Here is a 15861-nt window from a genome sequence, read left to right as displayed (position 1 = left end):
AAACTCCCTCGGGTGGCCTGGTGCGGCGTTGCCTTGCCTGACGGCGAAGGCGCCGCGGCGACGGTACGTGCTGCCAGTCCGGATGACTGTCGATGCTAAAGATATCGGCCGCTGCCCGCTCGGACTTGAGCACCGAGAACCTTTTTCATTCCGGTGCCATCGTTACGACGAGAACTGCTTGGTGAGGCTGTCGCTGATCGTCTGCATCTGCGCGACGATGGTGTCCATCGCGGTGAACCTGGCGGTGTACTGGGTGGTCAGCGTCTCCATCCGCTTGTCCAGGTCGCTGAGCTGGTCGGTCAGGTCGCTGATGTGCTTGTTGAGCGAGGCCGTGCGCTGGGTGAGGGTGCCGCTGGTGGTGTCCAGGTTGCTGGACAGCAACGTGCTCATGCCCGAGGTGAAGGCGCCGTCGGTGCCGAACATCGCGGTGGCCGAGGCCGGGTCGCTGGCGATGGCGCTGTCGAACTTGGCGCTGTCGAAGCTCATCACGCCGTCCTTGTCGATGGTCACGCCCATCGCCTTGAGGTCGACGACGTTGTCGCTGACCTGCTTGCGCAGCGATTGCTGCAGCCCGCGCACCATCGAATCGCCGGTCAACGCCGACGCCTTCTTGTTGGTGGCGTCGTAGGCGCTGGAGGACTTCAGCAAGGTGTTGGCGGTGTTGTAGGCGGTCACGAACGCGGTGAGGTTCGCCTTCAGGCTGGTGCTGTCGTTGGCGATGCTCAGGCTGTACTTGGTGCCTTCCGCGGCTTTGGTCAGGTTCAAGGTGACGCCGGGCACGAGGTCGGCGATCGCATTGCTGCTGGAGGTGCGTTCGAAGCCGTCCACGCGCACCACCGCATCGGCCGCGGCCACGGTCTGGGTCAGGCCGCCGCTGCTGCCGCTGCTGTAGGTCAGCGCGCTGAGCCCGCCGTTGCCGCCGGAACTGGTGATGGTCAATGCGCCCTTGGTGCCGGAATCGACCGCGTTGAGCACCAGGTGGTCGCCGTCGTCGGCGCTGACCACGCTGGCGGTCACGCCGCTGCCGCCGGCAGCCTTGTTGATCGCCGCGGCGACGTCGCTGAGCTTGCTGTTTTCGGCAATGGTGACGTTCAGCGTCTTGTCGCCATAGGCGACGGTCAAGGTGCCGTCGCCGACCACCGCATCGTCGGCATAGGCGGCCGAGGTCAGCTTCTGCCGTTCGGCCAGCTTCACCACTTCCACGCTGTAGTTGCCGGCAGTCGCGCTCTCGGTGACGCTGGCGGTATAGCCCGCGCCGTCGGCGACGGTGGCCTTGACCGCGCTCTTGTCGGCGCTCTTGGCGATGGCGTTCATCGCCGTCTGCAGGTTGGACAGCGCGCCCTTGATCGTGCTCAACGCCGAAAGTTGCGCGCTGGACGCGGTGCCGTCGGCGTTGATCCGGTTTTCCTGCGGTGCGCGCTGGGCGGCGACCAAGGATTTGACGACGGCGGTGACGTCCATGCCGGAGCCGACGGCAGACAACGATGAAGTAGCCATGGGTGGGCTTCCTTACGGTGGCGGGCACGAAGGCCAGCGGTAGATAGGGGTATCGGCGGCGCGGGGCGGTTCTTGAGGCCGCCAGCGCGTGTCGGGATTGCCCCCACCAGGATGCAAGTCCTGTGCCGGCGGGCGGCCGGGCAGAAAAAAAAGCCCCTCCTCGCGGAGGGGCTTTCGGGTCGTGCCGGTGTCGAGCGGGCTGTTACTGCAGCAGGCTCAGCACGTTCTGCGGGACCGACTTGGCCTGCGCCAGCATCGCGGTACCGGCCTGCTGCAGGATCTGCGTGCGGGTCAGTTCGGCGGTTTCCTTGGCGTAGTCGGTATCGCGGATGCGGCTACGCGAGGCCGACAGGTTCTCCGAGGTGGAGCTCAGGTTGGCGATGGTGGAGGTGAAGCGGTTCTGCACCGCACCCATGTCGGCGCGCGAGGAGTTGACCGAGGTCAGCGCCTTGTCGACGATTTCCAGGGCCTTCTGCGCACCGGAGAAGGTGGAGATGTCCAGGTCGCTCAGGGTGTTGGTCGTGCCGGCGGTGACTGCGGCCGAGGTGGCGATGCCGGCGTTGCTGAAGGTGATGCCGGTGGCGCCGCTGCCCGAGCCCGCGGTGAACGAGAAGTCCTTGCCGGCCTTCAGCGATTCCAGCTTCAGCGCGCCGGTGGTGCTGTCGACCGAGGCGTAGACGCCGGTCTGGTCCAGCTTGTCGTTGATCGCGGCGGCGATCTTCTTGGACACGTCGGCACCGGCGTCGCCGACAGCGACGGCGACCGACGAGATGCTGACGCCATTGACCGACATGCCGGAGAAGCTGCCGCTGGCGGTCGCGGTGCCGGAGGCCAGGGCGGCCGAACCGGTCTGGGTGGCGGCGAAGCCGGCCTTGCCCAGCGAGTTGACGTTGGCGTCGACGATGCTGTTGATGCCGATGGTCTGGCCGGCGTCGGCGCCGACCTGGAACAGCGCGCCGGAGAACGAGCCGTCCAGCAGCTTGGTGCCGTTGAAGCTGGTCTGGTTGGCGACGCGGTCGATTTCCGAGGTCAGCTGCTTGACTTCCGAGTTCAGCGCTTCGCGGTCGGTGGTGGAGTTGGTGGCGTTGGCCGACTGCACCGACAGCTCGCGGATACGCTGCAGGTTGTTGCCGATTTCGACCATCGCGCCTTCGGCGGTCTGCGCCAGCGAGATGCCGTCGTTGGCGTTGCGCGAAGCGACGTCCAGGCCGCGGATCTGGGTGGTGAAGCGCTCGGAGATCGCCAGACCGGCGGCGTCGTCCTTCGCGCTGTTGATGCGCAGGCCCGAGGACAGACGCTGAATCGTCGTGGCCATGCTCGAGCTGGTGCTGTTGAGGTTACGCTGAGCGTTCAGCGACATTACGTTGGTGTTGATTACCTGTGCCATTTTGATATCTCCTCTAAGCGATTTATCCGGCAACCCATCGGTGCCTGGAGCCTCCGCAGGGGGGCCATCAATTGGCCGTTGCCGCTGCTGAGATAAATAACGGCGAGATGTCAACAACCTTTAGCGATTCGCTGCGGAAATTATCGCGATGCGGCGAACCGGGAGCCTGTGGCACTCGCGGCGAAGAGCTAGTTTCGGCCGCCTTTTGCCAAACTTTAGCGGTCCCGGGATGACACTTCCAAGACCAGGCGGCGATGACGAACTCTGTATAACGCGAAAGGCCGGCGAGCGCCGCCGCGCTCCGCGCCTTTCCTTATAGAGCGGAATCGGGATTCAGCGGATCATGTTGAACAGCGACATCGACTGCATCTGGGTGAAGATGGTCTGCGCCGATTTCAGCGCGGCCTGTTCGAGCTGGTACTGGCCGATCGCGTCGGCGTAGTCCAGGTCGCGCAGCGAGGACAGGGTGGTCTTCAGCGTCACTTCGTTGGATTCGCGCAGCTCGGCGGCGTTGTCCAGCGCGGCCAGCTGCGCGCCGCCGGCCGCACGCGCGTCGATCATCTTCGCCGAGGCCTGGCTGATGTCGCGCATCGACGACTGCAGGGTGTTCTGCAGCGCGGCCTTGTCGCTCGGGGTGACCGGGTCGGTGTTCAGCGCGTTGACCAGGTTGGTGATGGTGGAGAACACGTCCTTGTTGGTGGAGGCGCCGATCTGGAAGCTGTCGCCCACCGCCGGCGCGCCGTCCAGGCGCATCTTCAGGCCGCCGAAGCTGATCGTCTCGCCGGCGGCGTAGGTGCCGGTGGTGACCACGGTGCCGCCGCTGTCGCGGACTTCATAGGTGTCGGCGGCGGTGAAGGCGACGTTGTAGCTGCCGCCGTTCCAGCCGCTCGCGCCGGCGTCGCGGCTGTAGTCCAGCAGCAGGCCGGTGCCGGTATTGGTGCTGGCCGCGTGCGCATCGACGGTGCCGTCGCCGGTACGGATGCGCATGAAGATCTCGCTGCCGGGCAGGGCGTCGGCGACCTGGGTGTCGGCCGCCACCTCCACGCTGCGCTGGGTCTGGTCGCCGCTGTAGACCACGCTGCCGTTGACCACCGCGAACGGCGCCTTGTCGTCGGCGGCGCCGGCGAACAGATAGCGGCCGCTGCCGTCGGTGCTGTTGGACAGGCTCAGCAGGCTGTCGTGCAGCGACTTGAGTTCGGAGGCGATTGCCTTGCGGTCGTCGGTGGTCAGCGCCGAGCTGTTCGCCTCCACCGTCAGTTCGCTGACCCGCGCCATCAGGTCGCCGGCCTGGGACAGCGCGTTCTCCTGCAGGCCGAGGCGGTTCTGCACGTTGTTGGCGTTCTGGCCGAAACGCTCCAGTTCGGCGACCGCGCGGTCCAGGTTGACCGCGGTGCCGGAGGCGACCGGATCGTCGGCGGCGGTGACCAGACGCTTGCCGGTCGCCAGCTGCTGTTCCAGATGCGAGATCTTGGCCTGCTTGCCCAGCATGTTGTTGACCGACTGGCTGAACATCATGCCGGTGGAGATACGGTTGCTCATCGGATCGCACCCAGAATGGACTGGAACATGGTGTCGGCGGTGGAGATCAGCTGCGAGGCGGCCTGGTAGGCCTGCTGCAGGCGCAACATGTCCGAGGCTTCCTCGTCCAGGTTGACGCCGGACACCGAGTCGCGCGCGTCCTGTGCGCTGGTGTGGATCACGTCCTGCGCGTCGGCCGCGTAGCTCGCCTGCCGCGCCGCCGAGCCGATCGTGGTGGTGAGCCCGGACACCGCGCCGTTGAGGGTGATGGTGCCGCCGTTGAACGCCTTGCTGTCGTCCAGGTTGGACAGGGTCAGGGCGTTGCCGTTGTTGCTGGAGCCGGCGCCGGTGGGCGTGACCGCGAAGGTGTCGCCGGCGACCGGCGCGCCGTCCAGGGTCATGCTCCAGCCGTTGGCGCTGATGGTCTGCCCGGCGGTATAGGTGTAAGGGCCGGCGCCGTCGATGGTGTACTGGTTGGCGTCGATGAAGGCGATGCTGGAAGGCGTCAGCAGATTGGCGTTGCTGGCGTCGGTGGCGCGCACGTTGCTGACCTTGCCGGTGCCCAGGTTGTCCAGGTCGGCGCTGCCGGTGACCGGCGTGGCCGCGGCGATGCGCGACGGGTCGGTGATCGCCACCCCCAGGCCGGTGACCGCGTTGGCGGTGGGCTGCAGCAGGAACTTGTCGCCGGCGGCGGCGCTGCCGGACACCTGCAGGGTCACCCCGTTGACCACGAACGGATCGGTGCTGCTGCCGGTACCGGTCATCGCCACGCTGGCGCCGGTGTCGGCGCGGCTGGCGGTCCAGGTGCTGCCGTCGAACTTCAGCAGCAGGTTCTGCCCGTCGAGCTTGCTCAGGTCGCTGACGCTGGCGCTGAAACTGGCACTGCCGGTGTTGGCGGCATTGGCGTTGACGTTGGGCGCGGACAGCGAGAAGAAATCGCCGCCCAGGTTGCCGTACAGGTCCACGCCTGCCTTGTGTTGCTGGTTGTAGCTGACCGCCAGACCGGTGGCGATGCGCCCAAGTTCGGCCTTGGTCGGGTCCAGCACGCTGCTGCGGAACTCGAGCAGGCCGCCGATCTGCCCGCCCAGCGCGCTGTCGCTCAGGGTGATGGTGGTGTTCTGCGCCTTCAGCGCCACCTGCAGGCGTCCGGGCTGGTAGGGATCGGTGACCGTGGTCAGGGTGGACGCGGTGGTGCCGACCACCAGCGCCTGGCCGCCGGAGGTATAGACGTTGATCGCGCCGCCGTCCTGCTGGATCGCGCTGCCGCCGGTGTAGCCCACCAGCTGGGTGATCAGCGCATCGCGCCGGTCGAGCAGGTCCGGCGCGGCCGCGCTGGCGTTGCCGCCGATCTGGCCGTTGATCTTGGCGATCTCGCCGGCCAGGCGGTTGGCTTCCGTGGTGGCGGACAGCAGGCCGTTGTTGACCTCGTTGCCGAGCGCGTCCATCTGCCCATTGAGCTGCTTGAAGCGGGTCACCAGCGAGGTGGCGTTGTCCAGCAGGTTCTGCCGGCTGGCGGTGGCCGAGGCATTGGATGACAGCCCGGTGGTGGCATCGAAGAAGTTCGACCACTGCCCGGAGATGTTGGTGGCGGTATCGGAGAACAGCCCGTCGACGCGGTCGGACAGGCTCGACAGCTGCTTCAGCCGCGCCAGCTCGCCGCTGCTGTCCAGCAGCCGCGAGGTCGCCAGCTGGTCGGCGACGCGGGAGATGTCGGTGATCTTGGTGCCGTTGCCGATGTAGTCGGAGCCGTACTGGGTCGGCGTGGTGGTCGCGAACGACACGCGCTGCCGGCTGTAGCCGTCGGTGTTGATGTTGGCGACGTTGTGGCTCACGGTCGCCAGGGCGCGCTGGAAGGCGATGAGGGCGCTGGTGCCGGTGGACAGGACGGACATGGGCGGCTACCTCAGCGCAGGACGCTGTTGGACGAATCGGAGGTGCTGGCGAACGCGCGTCCGATGCCGCTGGCGGCGGCATTGCCGATCGCGGCCACGGCGCGGCCGATGGTCGGGCCGCCGGCGATCGCGGCGATCTTGGCCGCGTAGGACGGATCGGTGGCATAGCCGGCGCGCTGCAGGCCCTGGGCGAAGCCGCGGATGTCGGTGCCGGCGTTCAACGCCTGCTGGTAACGCGGGTTGGTCTTCAACAGGCGCACGTAGTCGGCGAAGCTCTCGGCCGGCGAGGCGTAGGCGCGGAAATCGGCGGTCTGCGATTGCTTGACCCCGGCCACGTATTCGTGGGTGCCGGTGGTGACGCGCTCGCCGCTCCAGCCGGTGGCCTTGATCCCGAACAGGTTGTTGGAACTGGCGCCGTCGCCGCGGGAAATGCCGCGGCGTCCCCAGCCGGTCTCCAGCGCGGCCTGCGCGACCAGCGCCCGCGCGTCCACGCCCAGCTCCTTGGCGGCCTTCTGCGCGTGGGTCCAGATCTGCGCGACGAAGCCTTCCGGAGTGCGCTCGCCGAGGCTGGCCGCGGCCGCCTTGGCGGCGGCGGTGGCGCTGGCATCGATGCCGATGGTGTCGTCGGCCGCCGTCGTCGCCAGATCCGACCAGCGGTCGTCCGCGCCGGTCCAGGCCAGGCTGGCGCTGCCGTCGGCGGGATTGCTGCCGATCGCTTCGTGCATGGCGCTGGTCTCGCGGCCGGCGATCAGATCGAGCACGCGCGCGACCTGCTGCTGCGGCGCGTCGGCGGCGTCCAGGCCGCCCCAGGCAGCGGCACCCACGCCGCTCGCCGCGCCGCTGTCGGCCAGGGCGGAGGCGCTGCTGCTGCCGCCGCCCTGGCCGGACACCAGCGAATACGCCTTGGCCGCCTGCGCGGCACCGATCGAAGTGTTGGTGGCTGGCGCGTCGGCGCTTTTGCCGCCGCCCAGTTGCTTGGCGATCATCGCCGCCAGGCCCAGCCCCTTGCCCTCGGTCAGCGCCTTGGCCATCTGCTGGTCGTACATGTCGCGGAAGGTCTGGTTCTCGCCCGGGAACAGGGAATCGCCGAAGCTGGCGTCGCGCATGCTCTTGACGAGCAGGTTCGCGAACTGTCCTTCCAACTGGCGCGACACCTTGTCGATCCGCGCAGGATCGTTCTGGGTGGTCGCGTTCAGCTCGATGGGAGAGGCCGAGATACGCATGTCAGATCACCTCCAGCTCCGCGCTCAGCGCGCCGGCCTGCTTCAGTGCTTCCAGGATCGCGATCAGGTCGCCCGGCGCGGCGCCGACTTCGTTGACCGCGCGCACGATCTGGTCCAGCGAGGTGCCGCCCTCGAACTTGAACATGCGGCTGCCTTCGTTGGTGGCGGTGATGGTCGATTTCGGCGCGGCCACGGTCTGGCCGTTGCTCAGTGCGTTGGGCTGGCTGACCTGGGTGCCTTCGCTGATGGTGACGGTCAGCGAGCCGTGCGAGATCGCCGCCGGGCTGACCCGCACCTGCGAGCCGATCACCACGGTGCCGGTACGGGCATTGACCACCACCTTGGCCGGCGCCGCGCCCGGCGACAGTTCCACGTTCTCGATCCGCGCCAGCAGGCCGATACGCGCGCTCGGGTCGGTGGGCGAACGCACCGCCACGGTGCCGCCGTCGATGGCGTGCGCACTGCCGGGGCCGAAGGTGCTCTCCAGCGCTGCGACCATCCGCGATACCGTGGTGAAATCGTTCTGGTGCAGGTTCAGGGTGATCTCGCCGCTGCTGCCGAACACGTCCGGCAGCGCACGCTCCACCGTCGCGCCGTTGGGGATGCGGCCGACGCTGGGCACGTTCACCGAGATCCGCGAGCCGTCCTTGCCCTGCGCGCCGAAGCCGCCGACGATCAGGCTGCCCTGGGCGATCGCGTAGACCTGGCCGTCGGCGCCCTTCAGCGGCGCCATCAGCAGCGAGCCGCCGCGCAGCGACACCGCGTTGCCGATCGAGGAGACGGTGATGTCGATCGGCTGGCCCGGCTTGGCGAACGGCGGCAGTTCGGCGTGGATCGCCACCGCGGCCACGTTCTTCAGCTGCGGATTGACGTTCGACGGAACATTGACGCCCAACTCGCCGAGCATGTTCTTCAGGCTCTGCACGGTGAAGGGCGCTTGGCTGGTGCGGTCGCCGCTGCCGTCCAGGCCGACCACCAGGCCGTAGCCGACCAGCGCGTTGCCGCGCACGCCGCCGACCTGGGCCAGGTCCTTGATGCGTTCGGCGGCGGCCGGGGCAGCCAGGCCGGCGCACAGCGCGAACGCGGCGAGCAGGCGGCAGGACAGGGTCAGAAGGTTCATGGCAGGCCTCAGTACGGCGAGATGCGCGAGTTGAAGAAGCGGCTCAGCCAGCCCATCGCGTTGGATTGGGCGACGGCGCCGCGGCCGCCGTAGGCGATGCGCGCGTCGGCGACCTTGCTGGAAGGAACGGTGTTGTCCGAACCGATGTCGGCGGCGCGCACGATGCCTTGCACCTGCACCAGTTCGTCGCCCTGGTTCAGGCGCAGATTCTTCTGCCCCTGGATCACCAGGTTGCCGTTGGGCAGGCGCTGCATCACGGTCACGGTGATGCTGCCCTGCATGGTGTTGCTCTGTGCGGTGTTGCCCTTGCCGGCGAAGCTGCGGTCGCCGCTGGTGGAATTGTTCAGCACGTTGACGCCGTTGACCGTCAACGGTGCGCCGAGCAGGGTCGGCGTGGCCATGGTCACCGCGTCCTTCTTGGTGATGCTGGTATTGGCGGTGGAGCTGGCGTTGGTGCTTTCGACCAGGGTGATGGTCAGCAGGTCGCCGACGTCGCGCGCGCGCCGGTCCGAATACAGCGACAGGCTCGGGCCGGCGGCATAGATCGCGCCGGCGCTGGGCTGCGCGGGCTGTGCCACCACCGGCACGATCGGCGCCATCGGCGCATACGGGCGCACGTCGCCGGCGGCGATGCCCAGCCCGGCGCAGCCACTGAGCAGCGCGGGCAGGACCAGCGCAGCGATGAGGGAAAGAGAGGAGGAGCGCGACATGGCGGTTTCCAGAAAAAGTGTCGGGATCAGACGTTGTTGTTCAGATAGCCGAGCATCGAATCGGTGGTGGAGATCGCCTTGGCGTTCATTTCGTAGGCGCGCTGGGTCTCGATCATGCTGACCAGCTCCTCGACCACATTGACGTTGCTGCCTTCCAGCGAGGCCTGCACGGTGGTGCCGAGGCCATTGAGGCCGGGCGTGCCGTTCTGCGCCGGGCCGGAGGCGGCGGTTTCCGCGTACAGGTTGCCGCCCTTGGCCTGCAGGCCGGAGGGGTTGATGAAGTCGGTCAGCGTCAACGAACCGATCTCCAGCGCCGCGGCGGTGCCGGCGACCTGCACGCTGACCGTGCCGTCGGTGCCGATGGTCAGCGACTGCGCGCCTTCCGGAACCTGGATGCCGGGCTGCACCGGATAGCCGCTATTGGTGACCAGTTCGCCCTGCGAGTTGATCTGGAAGCTGCCGTCGCGGGTATAGGCCGAGGTGCCGTCGGGCATCTGCACTTCGAAGAAGCCGCGGCCATTGACCATCACGTCCAGCGCGCGACCGGTCTGCTGCGGATTGCCCTGCTCGAAATCCTTCGAGGTGGACACCACGCGCACGCCGGTGCCCAGCTGCAGGCCCGAAGGCAGCTGCGTCTGCGCCGAGGTCGCGCCACCAGGCTGACGCACCTGTTGGTACAGCAGGTCCTCGAAGCTGGCGCGATCGCGCTTGAAGCCGGTGGTGTTGGTGTTGGCCAGGTTGTTGGACACGACCGACATGCGCGTCTGCTGCGCATCCAGTCCGGTCTTGGCGACCCACAAAGCCTGATTCATGACCCGATTCCTCTGATGGTGGCCCCCGAGATCCGCGAGGGGCAGGGGGACTGATGCATGTGCCGTGCCACAAATGCGCCGGCTTTTCGTCGGCAGCGGCGCGGCGCCCGTGGCGGGCTTAGCCGTTCAGGCGCAGCATGGTGTTGGCCGACTGCGCGTTCTCGTCGCCGTGCTTGATCACCTTCACCTGCATTTCGAACTGGCGCTGCAGCTGGATCATCTGCACCAGCGCGCCGGCCGCATCGACGTTGCTGCCTTCCAGCGCGCCGGTGTGGACCGCGGTGCCGGTGGCCAGGGCGAAGGCCTGGGTCGGATCGTCGCTGATGTTGCGCATCAGCCCGTCGGGGCGGCGTTCCAGGCGTTCGGCCGGGGCCTGCACCACCTTCATCTTGCCGACCACGGTCATCGCCTGCGGGCCTTCGCCCAGCGGCACGATCGACACCGAGCCGTCCTCGCCGATCTCCAGCGACTGGTGCGGCGGGATCGCCATCGGATTGCCCTGGTCGTCGAGCACCGCACGGCCGCTGGAGGTGACCAGCTGGCCGTTCGGGGTCAACGCCAGTTCGCCGCCGCGCGTGTACGCCTCCTTGCCGTCGCTGGCCTGCACCGCCAGCCAGTTGTCGGCGCTGAGCGAGATGTCCAGCGCGTTGCCGGTCACCTGCTGCGCGCCGACATCGCGATTGAAACCCTGGTCGATGTGCAGCGCATCGATCCGCGACGGATAGCCGGCGCCCTTGATGCGGAACGCCTCGGTATTGGCCAGCGCCGCCTTGAAGCCGGCGGTATCGACGTTGGCCAGATTGTGCGACACCGTGCCCTGCGCCTGCAGCGAAGCGCGGGCGCCGGTCATGGCGACGTAGAGTGCTTTGTCCATGGATGTGAGCCGTGATTCGGGATGAGGGGATTCGGGATTCGAACAAGCGGGAGTGCCGCAAACGATCAGGGGTGGCGTGCAAGGCTGGCTTCCGATCGACGGAATGCCAGCCGTGACGAATCACCAATCCCGAATCACCAATCCCGGCCTTAACGGATATTGATGATGGTCTGCGTGACCTGATCCTGGGTCGAGATCATCTGCGAGTTGGCCTGGAAGTTGCGCTGCGCGACGATCATGTTGACCAGCTGTTCGGTGAGGTCCACGGTCGAGGCCTCGAGCGCGCCGGACTGGACGCTGCCGAAATCCGAGGTTCCCGGCGCACCGGTGCGCGCATTGCCCGAGGCCGAGCTTTCCGCCCACACGTTGTCGCCGAGCGAACTCAGCCCCTGCGGATTGACGAAGTTGGTCATCGCCACCTGGCCCAGCGCCTTGTCGGCGTTGTTGGAGTAGCGTGCGTAGACCACGCCGCTGGCGTCGATGCTGATCGAGTTGAGCTTGCCGCTGGCGTAGCCGTCCTGGCGCGCGTCGCGCAATGCGAACGCCTCGCCGTACTGGGTCGAGCCGCTGATGTCCAGGGTCAGGTTGAGGGTGCCTGCGCCGGTGCTGGGGGTGAAGGTGCTCAGCGCGATGCGGCCGTCGGACGGCGTGGTGAGCTTGCCGTTGCCGTCGAACTGGATCGTGCTCGGGGTGCCGACCGCGGTGCCGTCGACATAGTTGTGCACCTGCCACTCGTTGGGGTTGGCGGTCTTGACGAAATACGAGGTCTGGGTGTGGCTGACGCCCAGCGAATCGTAGACGGTGATGCCGCCGGTGGAGTGGTTGTAGCTGTTGGCGTCGGCCGGATCGAAGGTGGTCACGGTCGGCACGCTGGCGTTGCCAGGCAGGGTGAACATCAGGTTCACCGTGTCGCTCTGCTTGGGCGAGCTGTCGGTGGTCAGCAGCTGCAGGTCGCTCAGGGTGCCGACCGCGAAGCCGTTGCCGTTGGCCGCCGGCGGGAACACCTGCAGCCGGGCGCCCTGCGGGTTGACCACGTAGCCGTTCTCGTCGGTCTGGAAGTTGCCGGCGCGCGAATAGACCTTGGCGCCGTTGTTGGTCAGGGTGAAGAAGCCGTCGCCGGAGATCGCCAGGTCCAGGTTGCGCCCGGTCGGGTCGACGTTGCCCTGCGAGAACTGCTGGGCGACATTGCTGACCCGCACGCCGGCGCCGATCGCGTTGCGCGCCAGGCCGTAGCCGGTGGCGGAGAACAGGTCGGCGAATTCGGCACGCGACTCCTTGAAGCCGGTGGTGTTGACGTTGGCGATGTTGTTGGCGGTGACGTTGAGGTCGGAATTGGCCGCTTTGATGCCGGACAGCGAAGTATTGAAACCCATGATGGACTCCTGTGGATTGGCCGGCTCAGCTGACGCGGAGCACGTTGGCGAGCGGGGCGGTGCCCAGCCCGGTCAGATCGAGGTAGATGCCGTCCGAGCCGATGGTGGCGCTCTCGACCGGGGCCTGGACGTAGGTGGACAGGGTGCTGTTGGTGCCGCTGCTGTCGGTATGCGTGGCGGTGACGGTATAGCTGCCGGCCGGCATGCGGGCGCCGGCGCTGTTGGTGCCGTCCCAGTCGAAATTGACTTCGCCGGCCTTGCTGGCGCTGACGCTGATCTGCTTGACCGCGTTGCCGTTGGCGTCGCTGACGGTGAGGTTGACGATGCCGGCGCTGGGCGCGGCGACCACGCCGCTGGCGCCGCCCTCGCTGTACAGCGGCAACGTCGCCGACGGCACCAGCACCTTGTGCCCGACCAGCTGGGCGCCGCGCAGGACCTGATCGGTGCTCATCGACTCGGACAGCGAGGTCACGGTCTTGTTGAGGTCGCCGATGCCCTGCACGGTGGACAGCTGCGCCATCTGCGAGACCATCTGGCTGTTGTCCATCGGTTTGAGCGGATCCTGGTGCTGCAACTGCTCGGTCATCAGCTTCAGGAAATCGGCCTGATTCAGCGACGACGATTTGTTGGTGGTGCTGGTGCTGCTGCTGGAAGCGGTCAAGCCGAGGCTTGAATAGATGTCGCTGGAAACGGTGCTCATCGGTACGTCCTAGGCCGTTAGGCGGCGGGAGGGAGGGCTCAGCGGCCCATGGACAAGGTGGCCAACGCCAGTTCCTTGGCGGTGTTGAGGACTTCCACGCCTGCCTGGTAGTTGCGCGAGGCGGAGATCAGGTTGACCATCTGCGACACCGGATCCACGTCCGGCGAGTAGACGTAGCCGTCGGTGTCGGCGAGCGGATGGCCGGGCTCGTAGCGCTTGATCGGCGGATCCTTGCTCTGGGTGATTTCCTTGACGTTGACCGCGGTCAGGCTGCTGTCGTGCGGGTTGCGCACCGCCTGGAAGATCGGCTCGATCGGCTTGTAGGCCGCTTCGGCCGACCCGGCCACCGAATCGGCGTTGGCCAGGTTGCTGGCGATGGTGCTCAGGCGTACCGACTGCGCTTGCAGCGCGGAGCCGGCGACGTCGAAAATCGGCAGATTGCTCATGCTTATTGGCCTGTGATCGCGGTGAGCATGCTGCGCACCTTGGATTCGACGAAGCTCAGCGAAGCGCGGTATTCCAGCGCGGCGCGGCCGTAGGCGGCGCGTTCGGTGTCGGCATCGACGGTATTGCCGTCGAGGCTGGGCTGGTTGGCTTCGCGGGTGACCTGGAACGGATTGAGCCCGTTGCCGCTGCCGCCGACCGCGATGTGGCGGCTGTCGGTGACCTGCAGCTGGCTGCCGTCGCGCTGGCCCTGCGCGGCGCGCATTGCCGCATCGAAATCCAGGTCCTGCGCCTTGTAGCCGGGCGTGTCGACATTGCTGAGGTTGCTGGCGATCAGCTTCATCCGTTGCTCGCGCAGCGGCAGGGCGTCGCCGTGGACACCTAGGTAGGATGAAATCAGATTGGGCATGGCGCGCTCCCGCGGTTCGTTGCAGGGAGACAGGCAAGGCCTGTGCCAAAACCGCGCCTTGGGCGCCGTGCGTGGGCGGGAAGGCGGCCTCCCCCGTGGCGGCGGAGGATGTTGCTGGGCGCCCGGCGTCGCGCCGGGGCCGCGAAACGCTAGGCGGCCTGGGCCTCGGCGACCACCCGCAGCCGCGCCAGCACGTAATCGGCCAGTTCGTGCGGGCTGTACTTGGCGACGAAGGCGTTGGCGCCGACGCGCTCGACCATGGCGTTGTTGAACACCCCCGACAGCGAGGTGTGCAGCAGCACGTACAGGCTGGCCAGGCCGGCGTGGCGCCGGATTTCCGTCGTCAGCGTATAGCCGTCCATCGCCGGCATCTCGATGTCGGAGATAACCATCGCGTAGCGCTCGGCCGGATTCTCGCCCGCGGCATGGATCTGCAAGAGATGGTCCAAAGCCTGGCGGCCGTCGGACAGCAGGGTGGCGCCGACCCCGAGCTGGTCGAGCACGCTGCGGATCTGTTGCCGCGCCACGCGCGAGTCGTCCACCACCAGTACCTGCAGCTGAGAGCCGGTGAGCGCCAGTGCCGGGTCGATCTGCGCGTCGGTCCGGTTCTGGGCGATGTCGGCCAGCACGCTTTCCACGTCGATGACCTGGATCAGCTCGCCCTGAAAGCGGGTCACCGCGGTCAGGTAGCTGGATTCGGCGCCCAGTTCCGGCGGCGGATGGATGTCCTCCACCGCGATGTTGACGATGCGCTCCACGCCGCTGACCAGGAAGCCCTGCACCGAGCGGTTGAACTCGGTGACCACCAGATAGCCGGGCGCCTTGTCGGCCTGCGTCTCGCGTTCCGGATGGCCGATCGCCAGGCCCAGATCGAGCACCGGCACCGAACGGCCGCGCACATCGGCGACCCCGGAGAATTGCAGTGGCAGCCCCGGCACCTGGAACAGCTCCGGCCGGCGCAGCACTTCCTGCACCTTGAAGACGTTCACGCCAAAAAGCTGACGGCCGCCCAGCCGGAACAGCAGCAGGGCAAGCCGGTTGTGGCCCGCCAAGCGGGTGCGCTGGTCGATTCGGTTGAGCAGGTCATGAGACATGGGGTTCATATCGGCGCCTGCGCGGCGGAACTTGAGGCCGGGCTGTCGCCGCCGGAGCGCGAATTGCGGCATGGGCTTTGCATTGCCTTGCCGACACCCTTCATTAGAGAGACGGCCATGCGCCTGATCCTGTTAGTGGTCCTGCTGGCGGCGCTGCCGGCCTGGGCCGCGGAATTCCAGTCGGTGGAGTCGATCCGCGCCGCGGCGCTGTCCACGCTCGGCGCCGATGCCGAAGCCGAGGCGACGCTGGACCCATCCGTGCGCGTGCCGTTGTGCCCGGTGGGGTTGCAGGCGCAGCCGACCGGGACCACGACGGTGGAAGTGAGTTGCCCGCGCGAGGCCGGCTGGCGCCTGTTCGTGCCGGTCAAGGTACGCCGCCTGCAGAACGTGCTGGTGCTGGCCCGCGGCCTGGCCGCTGGAGAAACCGTCGATGCCGCCGATATGGTCATCGAGAAACGCGACGCGGCGCGGATCGTCGGGGCGGCAATGACCGATCCGGCCGCGGCGATCGGCAGAGTGGTGCGGCGGACCTTGCCGGCCGGCACCTTGCTGTCGGCCAGCGATCTGGTCGCGCAGCGGCTGGTGCGGCGCGGCGACAATGTGGCGCTGGTGGCGCGCAACGGGGCGCTGGAAGTGCGGATGGCCGGTCGCGCGCTCAGCGACGGCGGCGAGAACGAGCGGGTGACCGTCGAGAACCTGTCGTCACGCCGCGTCGTTCAGGGAACTGTGTCACAGAATGGCGACGTTTTTGTGACGCGTTGAGATCGGGCCTAAAGTTCGTCGGTGTAGGGCCGTTACCTACACCGAA

The 15861-nt window shown here is 67.5% G+C and carries 15 protein-coding genes; 1 reads left to right on the top strand and 14 read right to left on the bottom strand.

Annotation, left to right across the window (positions count from 1 at the left end; translation table 11 throughout):
* Positions 1 to 162: 162 nt before the first annotated feature.
* The 14 genes from fliD to AB3X08_RS11370 all read right to left on the bottom strand — a co-directional run bounded on the left by fliD (position 163) and on the right by AB3X08_RS11370 (position 15053).
* Positions 163 to 1497 carry a flagellar filament capping protein FliD gene (gene fliD / locus AB3X08_RS11435; protein WP_369932657.1) on the bottom strand — a complete coding sequence of 445 codons (1335 nt, stop codon included), beginning with the start codon at positions 1495 to 1497 and terminating at the stop codon, positions 163 to 165.
* A 202-nt stretch (positions 1498 to 1699) separates the two neighbouring features.
* Positions 1700 to 2884, bottom strand: a complete 1185-nt coding sequence (locus AB3X08_RS11430; protein ID WP_369932655.1) for a flagellin — start codon at positions 2882 to 2884, stop codon at positions 1700 to 1702.
* Positions 2885 to 3217: 333 nt separating this feature from the next.
* Positions 3218 to 4423 (bottom strand): flagellar hook-associated protein FlgL, encoded by a 1206-nt coding sequence (gene flgL / locus AB3X08_RS11425; protein ID WP_369932653.1) that lies wholly within the window; start codon positions 4421 to 4423, stop codon positions 3218 to 3220.
* A complete protein-coding gene (gene flgK / locus AB3X08_RS11420) occupies positions 4420 to 6294 on the bottom strand; it encodes a flagellar hook-associated protein FlgK (protein ID WP_369932652.1) in 1875 nt (624 codons plus the stop codon). The genes flgL and flgK overlap by 4 nt, the downstream gene beginning before the upstream one ends.
* 11 nt (positions 6295 to 6305) lie before the next feature.
* Complete coding sequence (flgJ, locus tag AB3X08_RS11415; protein ID WP_369932650.1) at positions 6306 to 7517, bottom strand: flagellar assembly peptidoglycan hydrolase FlgJ; 1212 nt, start codon at positions 7515 to 7517, stop codon at positions 6306 to 6308.
* Position 7518: 1 nt separating this feature from the next.
* Entirely contained in the window at positions 7519 to 8637 is a 1119-nt protein-coding gene (locus AB3X08_RS11410) for a flagellar basal body P-ring protein FlgI (protein WP_369932649.1), read from the bottom strand.
* Positions 8638 to 8645: 8 nt separating this feature from the next.
* Positions 8646 to 9347, bottom strand: coding sequence for a flagellar basal body L-ring protein FlgH (gene flgH, locus AB3X08_RS11405; protein ID WP_369932648.1), 702 nt, complete (start codon positions 9345 to 9347; stop codon positions 8646 to 8648).
* A 26-nt stretch (positions 9348 to 9373) separates the two neighbouring features.
* The gene (flgG, locus tag AB3X08_RS11400) at positions 9374 to 10159 is read right to left on the bottom strand and encodes a flagellar basal-body rod protein FlgG (protein ID WP_184409868.1); all 786 of its coding nucleotides are present in this window, start codon (positions 10157 to 10159) and stop codon (positions 9374 to 9376) included.
* A gap of 118 nt (positions 10160 to 10277) precedes the next feature.
* A complete protein-coding gene (locus tag AB3X08_RS11395; protein ID WP_184409869.1) occupies positions 10278 to 11033 on the bottom strand; it encodes a flagellar basal body rod protein FlgF in 756 nt (251 codons plus the stop codon).
* Positions 11034 to 11182: 149 nt separating this feature from the next.
* Positions 11183 to 12406 carry a flagellar hook protein FlgE gene (flgE, locus tag AB3X08_RS11390; RefSeq protein WP_369938369.1) on the bottom strand — a complete coding sequence of 408 codons (1224 nt, stop codon included), beginning with the start codon at positions 12404 to 12406 and terminating at the stop codon, positions 11183 to 11185.
* Between the two features lie 25 nt (positions 12407 to 12431).
* Positions 12432 to 13106, bottom strand: coding sequence for a flagellar hook capping FlgD N-terminal domain-containing protein (locus AB3X08_RS11385; RefSeq protein WP_369938367.1), 675 nt, complete (start codon positions 13104 to 13106; stop codon positions 12432 to 12434).
* Positions 13107 to 13144: 38 nt separating this feature from the next.
* Complete coding sequence (gene flgC, locus AB3X08_RS11380) at positions 13145 to 13552, bottom strand: flagellar basal body rod protein FlgC (RefSeq protein ID WP_184409872.1); 408 nt, start codon at positions 13550 to 13552, stop codon at positions 13145 to 13147.
* Positions 13553 to 13554: 2 nt separating this feature from the next.
* A complete protein-coding gene (flgB, locus tag AB3X08_RS11375; protein ID WP_369938365.1) occupies positions 13555 to 13959 on the bottom strand; it encodes a flagellar basal body rod protein FlgB in 405 nt (134 codons plus the stop codon).
* 149 nt (positions 13960 to 14108) lie between these two features.
* A complete protein-coding gene (locus AB3X08_RS11370; RefSeq protein WP_369938363.1) occupies positions 14109 to 15053 on the bottom strand; it encodes a chemotaxis protein in 945 nt (314 codons plus the stop codon).
* Positions 15054 to 15170: 117 nt separating this feature from the next.
* On the opposite strand from AB3X08_RS11370, the gene flgA reads away from it, so the two are divergent.
* Positions 15171 to 15815: a flagellar basal body P-ring formation chaperone FlgA gene (flgA, locus tag AB3X08_RS11365; RefSeq protein ID WP_369938518.1), complete on the top strand. Its 645-nt coding sequence runs from the start codon at positions 15171 to 15173 to the stop codon at positions 15813 to 15815.
* Positions 15816 to 15861 lie beyond the last annotated feature (46 nt).

It is taken from the genome of Xanthomonas sp. DAR 34887 (assembly GCF_041245805.1).
In the GTDB taxonomy this organism is placed as follows: Bacteria; Pseudomonadota; Gammaproteobacteria; order Xanthomonadales; family Xanthomonadaceae; genus Xanthomonas_A; species Xanthomonas_A tesorieronis.
This window is presented reverse-complemented; position numbering and strand designations above follow the sequence as displayed.

What these genes read in the sequence shown, in the direction of transcription:
- flgA (WP_369938518.1), top strand. Translation starts at nt 15,171, where the DNA reads ATGCGCCTGATCCTGTTAGTGGTCCTGCTGGCGGCGCTGCCGGCCTGG.
- fliD (WP_369932657.1), bottom strand. Translation starts at nt 1,497, where the DNA reads ATGGCTACTTCATCGTTGTCTGCCGTCGGCTCCGGCATGGACGTCACC.
- AB3X08_RS11370 (WP_369938363.1), bottom strand. Translation starts at nt 15,053, where the DNA reads ATGTCTCATGACCTGCTCAACCGAATCGACCAGCGCACCCGCTTGGCG.
- flgE (WP_369938369.1), bottom strand. Translation starts at nt 12,406, where the DNA reads ATGGGTTTCAATACTTCGCTGTCCGGCATCAAAGCGGCCAATTCCGAC.
- flgG (WP_184409868.1), bottom strand. Translation starts at nt 10,159, where the DNA reads ATGAATCAGGCTTTGTGGGTCGCCAAGACCGGACTGGATGCGCAGCAG.
- AB3X08_RS11395 (WP_184409869.1), bottom strand. Translation starts at nt 11,033, where the DNA reads ATGGACAAAGCACTCTACGTCGCCATGACCGGCGCCCGCGCTTCGCTG.
- flgH (WP_369932648.1), bottom strand. Translation starts at nt 9,347, where the DNA reads ATGTCGCGCTCCTCCTCTCTTTCCCTCATCGCTGCGCTGGTCCTGCCC.
- AB3X08_RS11430 (WP_369932655.1), bottom strand. Translation starts at nt 2,884, where the DNA reads ATGGCACAGGTAATCAACACCAACGTAATGTCGCTGAACGCTCAGCGT.
- flgC (WP_184409872.1), bottom strand. Translation starts at nt 13,552, where the DNA reads ATGAGCAATCTGCCGATTTTCGACGTCGCCGGCTCCGCGCTGCAAGCG.
- flgK (WP_369932652.1), bottom strand. Translation starts at nt 6,294, where the DNA reads ATGTCCGTCCTGTCCACCGGCACCAGCGCCCTCATCGCCTTCCAGCGC.
- AB3X08_RS11385 (WP_369938367.1), bottom strand. Translation starts at nt 13,106, where the DNA reads ATGAGCACCGTTTCCAGCGACATCTATTCAAGCCTCGGCTTGACCGCT.
- flgL (WP_369932653.1), bottom strand. Translation starts at nt 4,423, where the DNA reads ATGAGCAACCGTATCTCCACCGGCATGATGTTCAGCCAGTCGGTCAAC.
- AB3X08_RS11410 (WP_369932649.1), bottom strand. Translation starts at nt 8,637, where the DNA reads ATGAACCTTCTGACCCTGTCCTGCCGCCTGCTCGCCGCGTTCGCGCTG.
- flgJ (WP_369932650.1), bottom strand. Translation starts at nt 7,517, where the DNA reads ATGCGTATCTCGGCCTCTCCCATCGAGCTGAACGCGACCACCCAGAAC.
- flgB (WP_369938365.1), bottom strand. Translation starts at nt 13,959, where the DNA reads ATGCCCAATCTGATTTCATCCTACCTAGGTGTCCACGGCGACGCCCTG.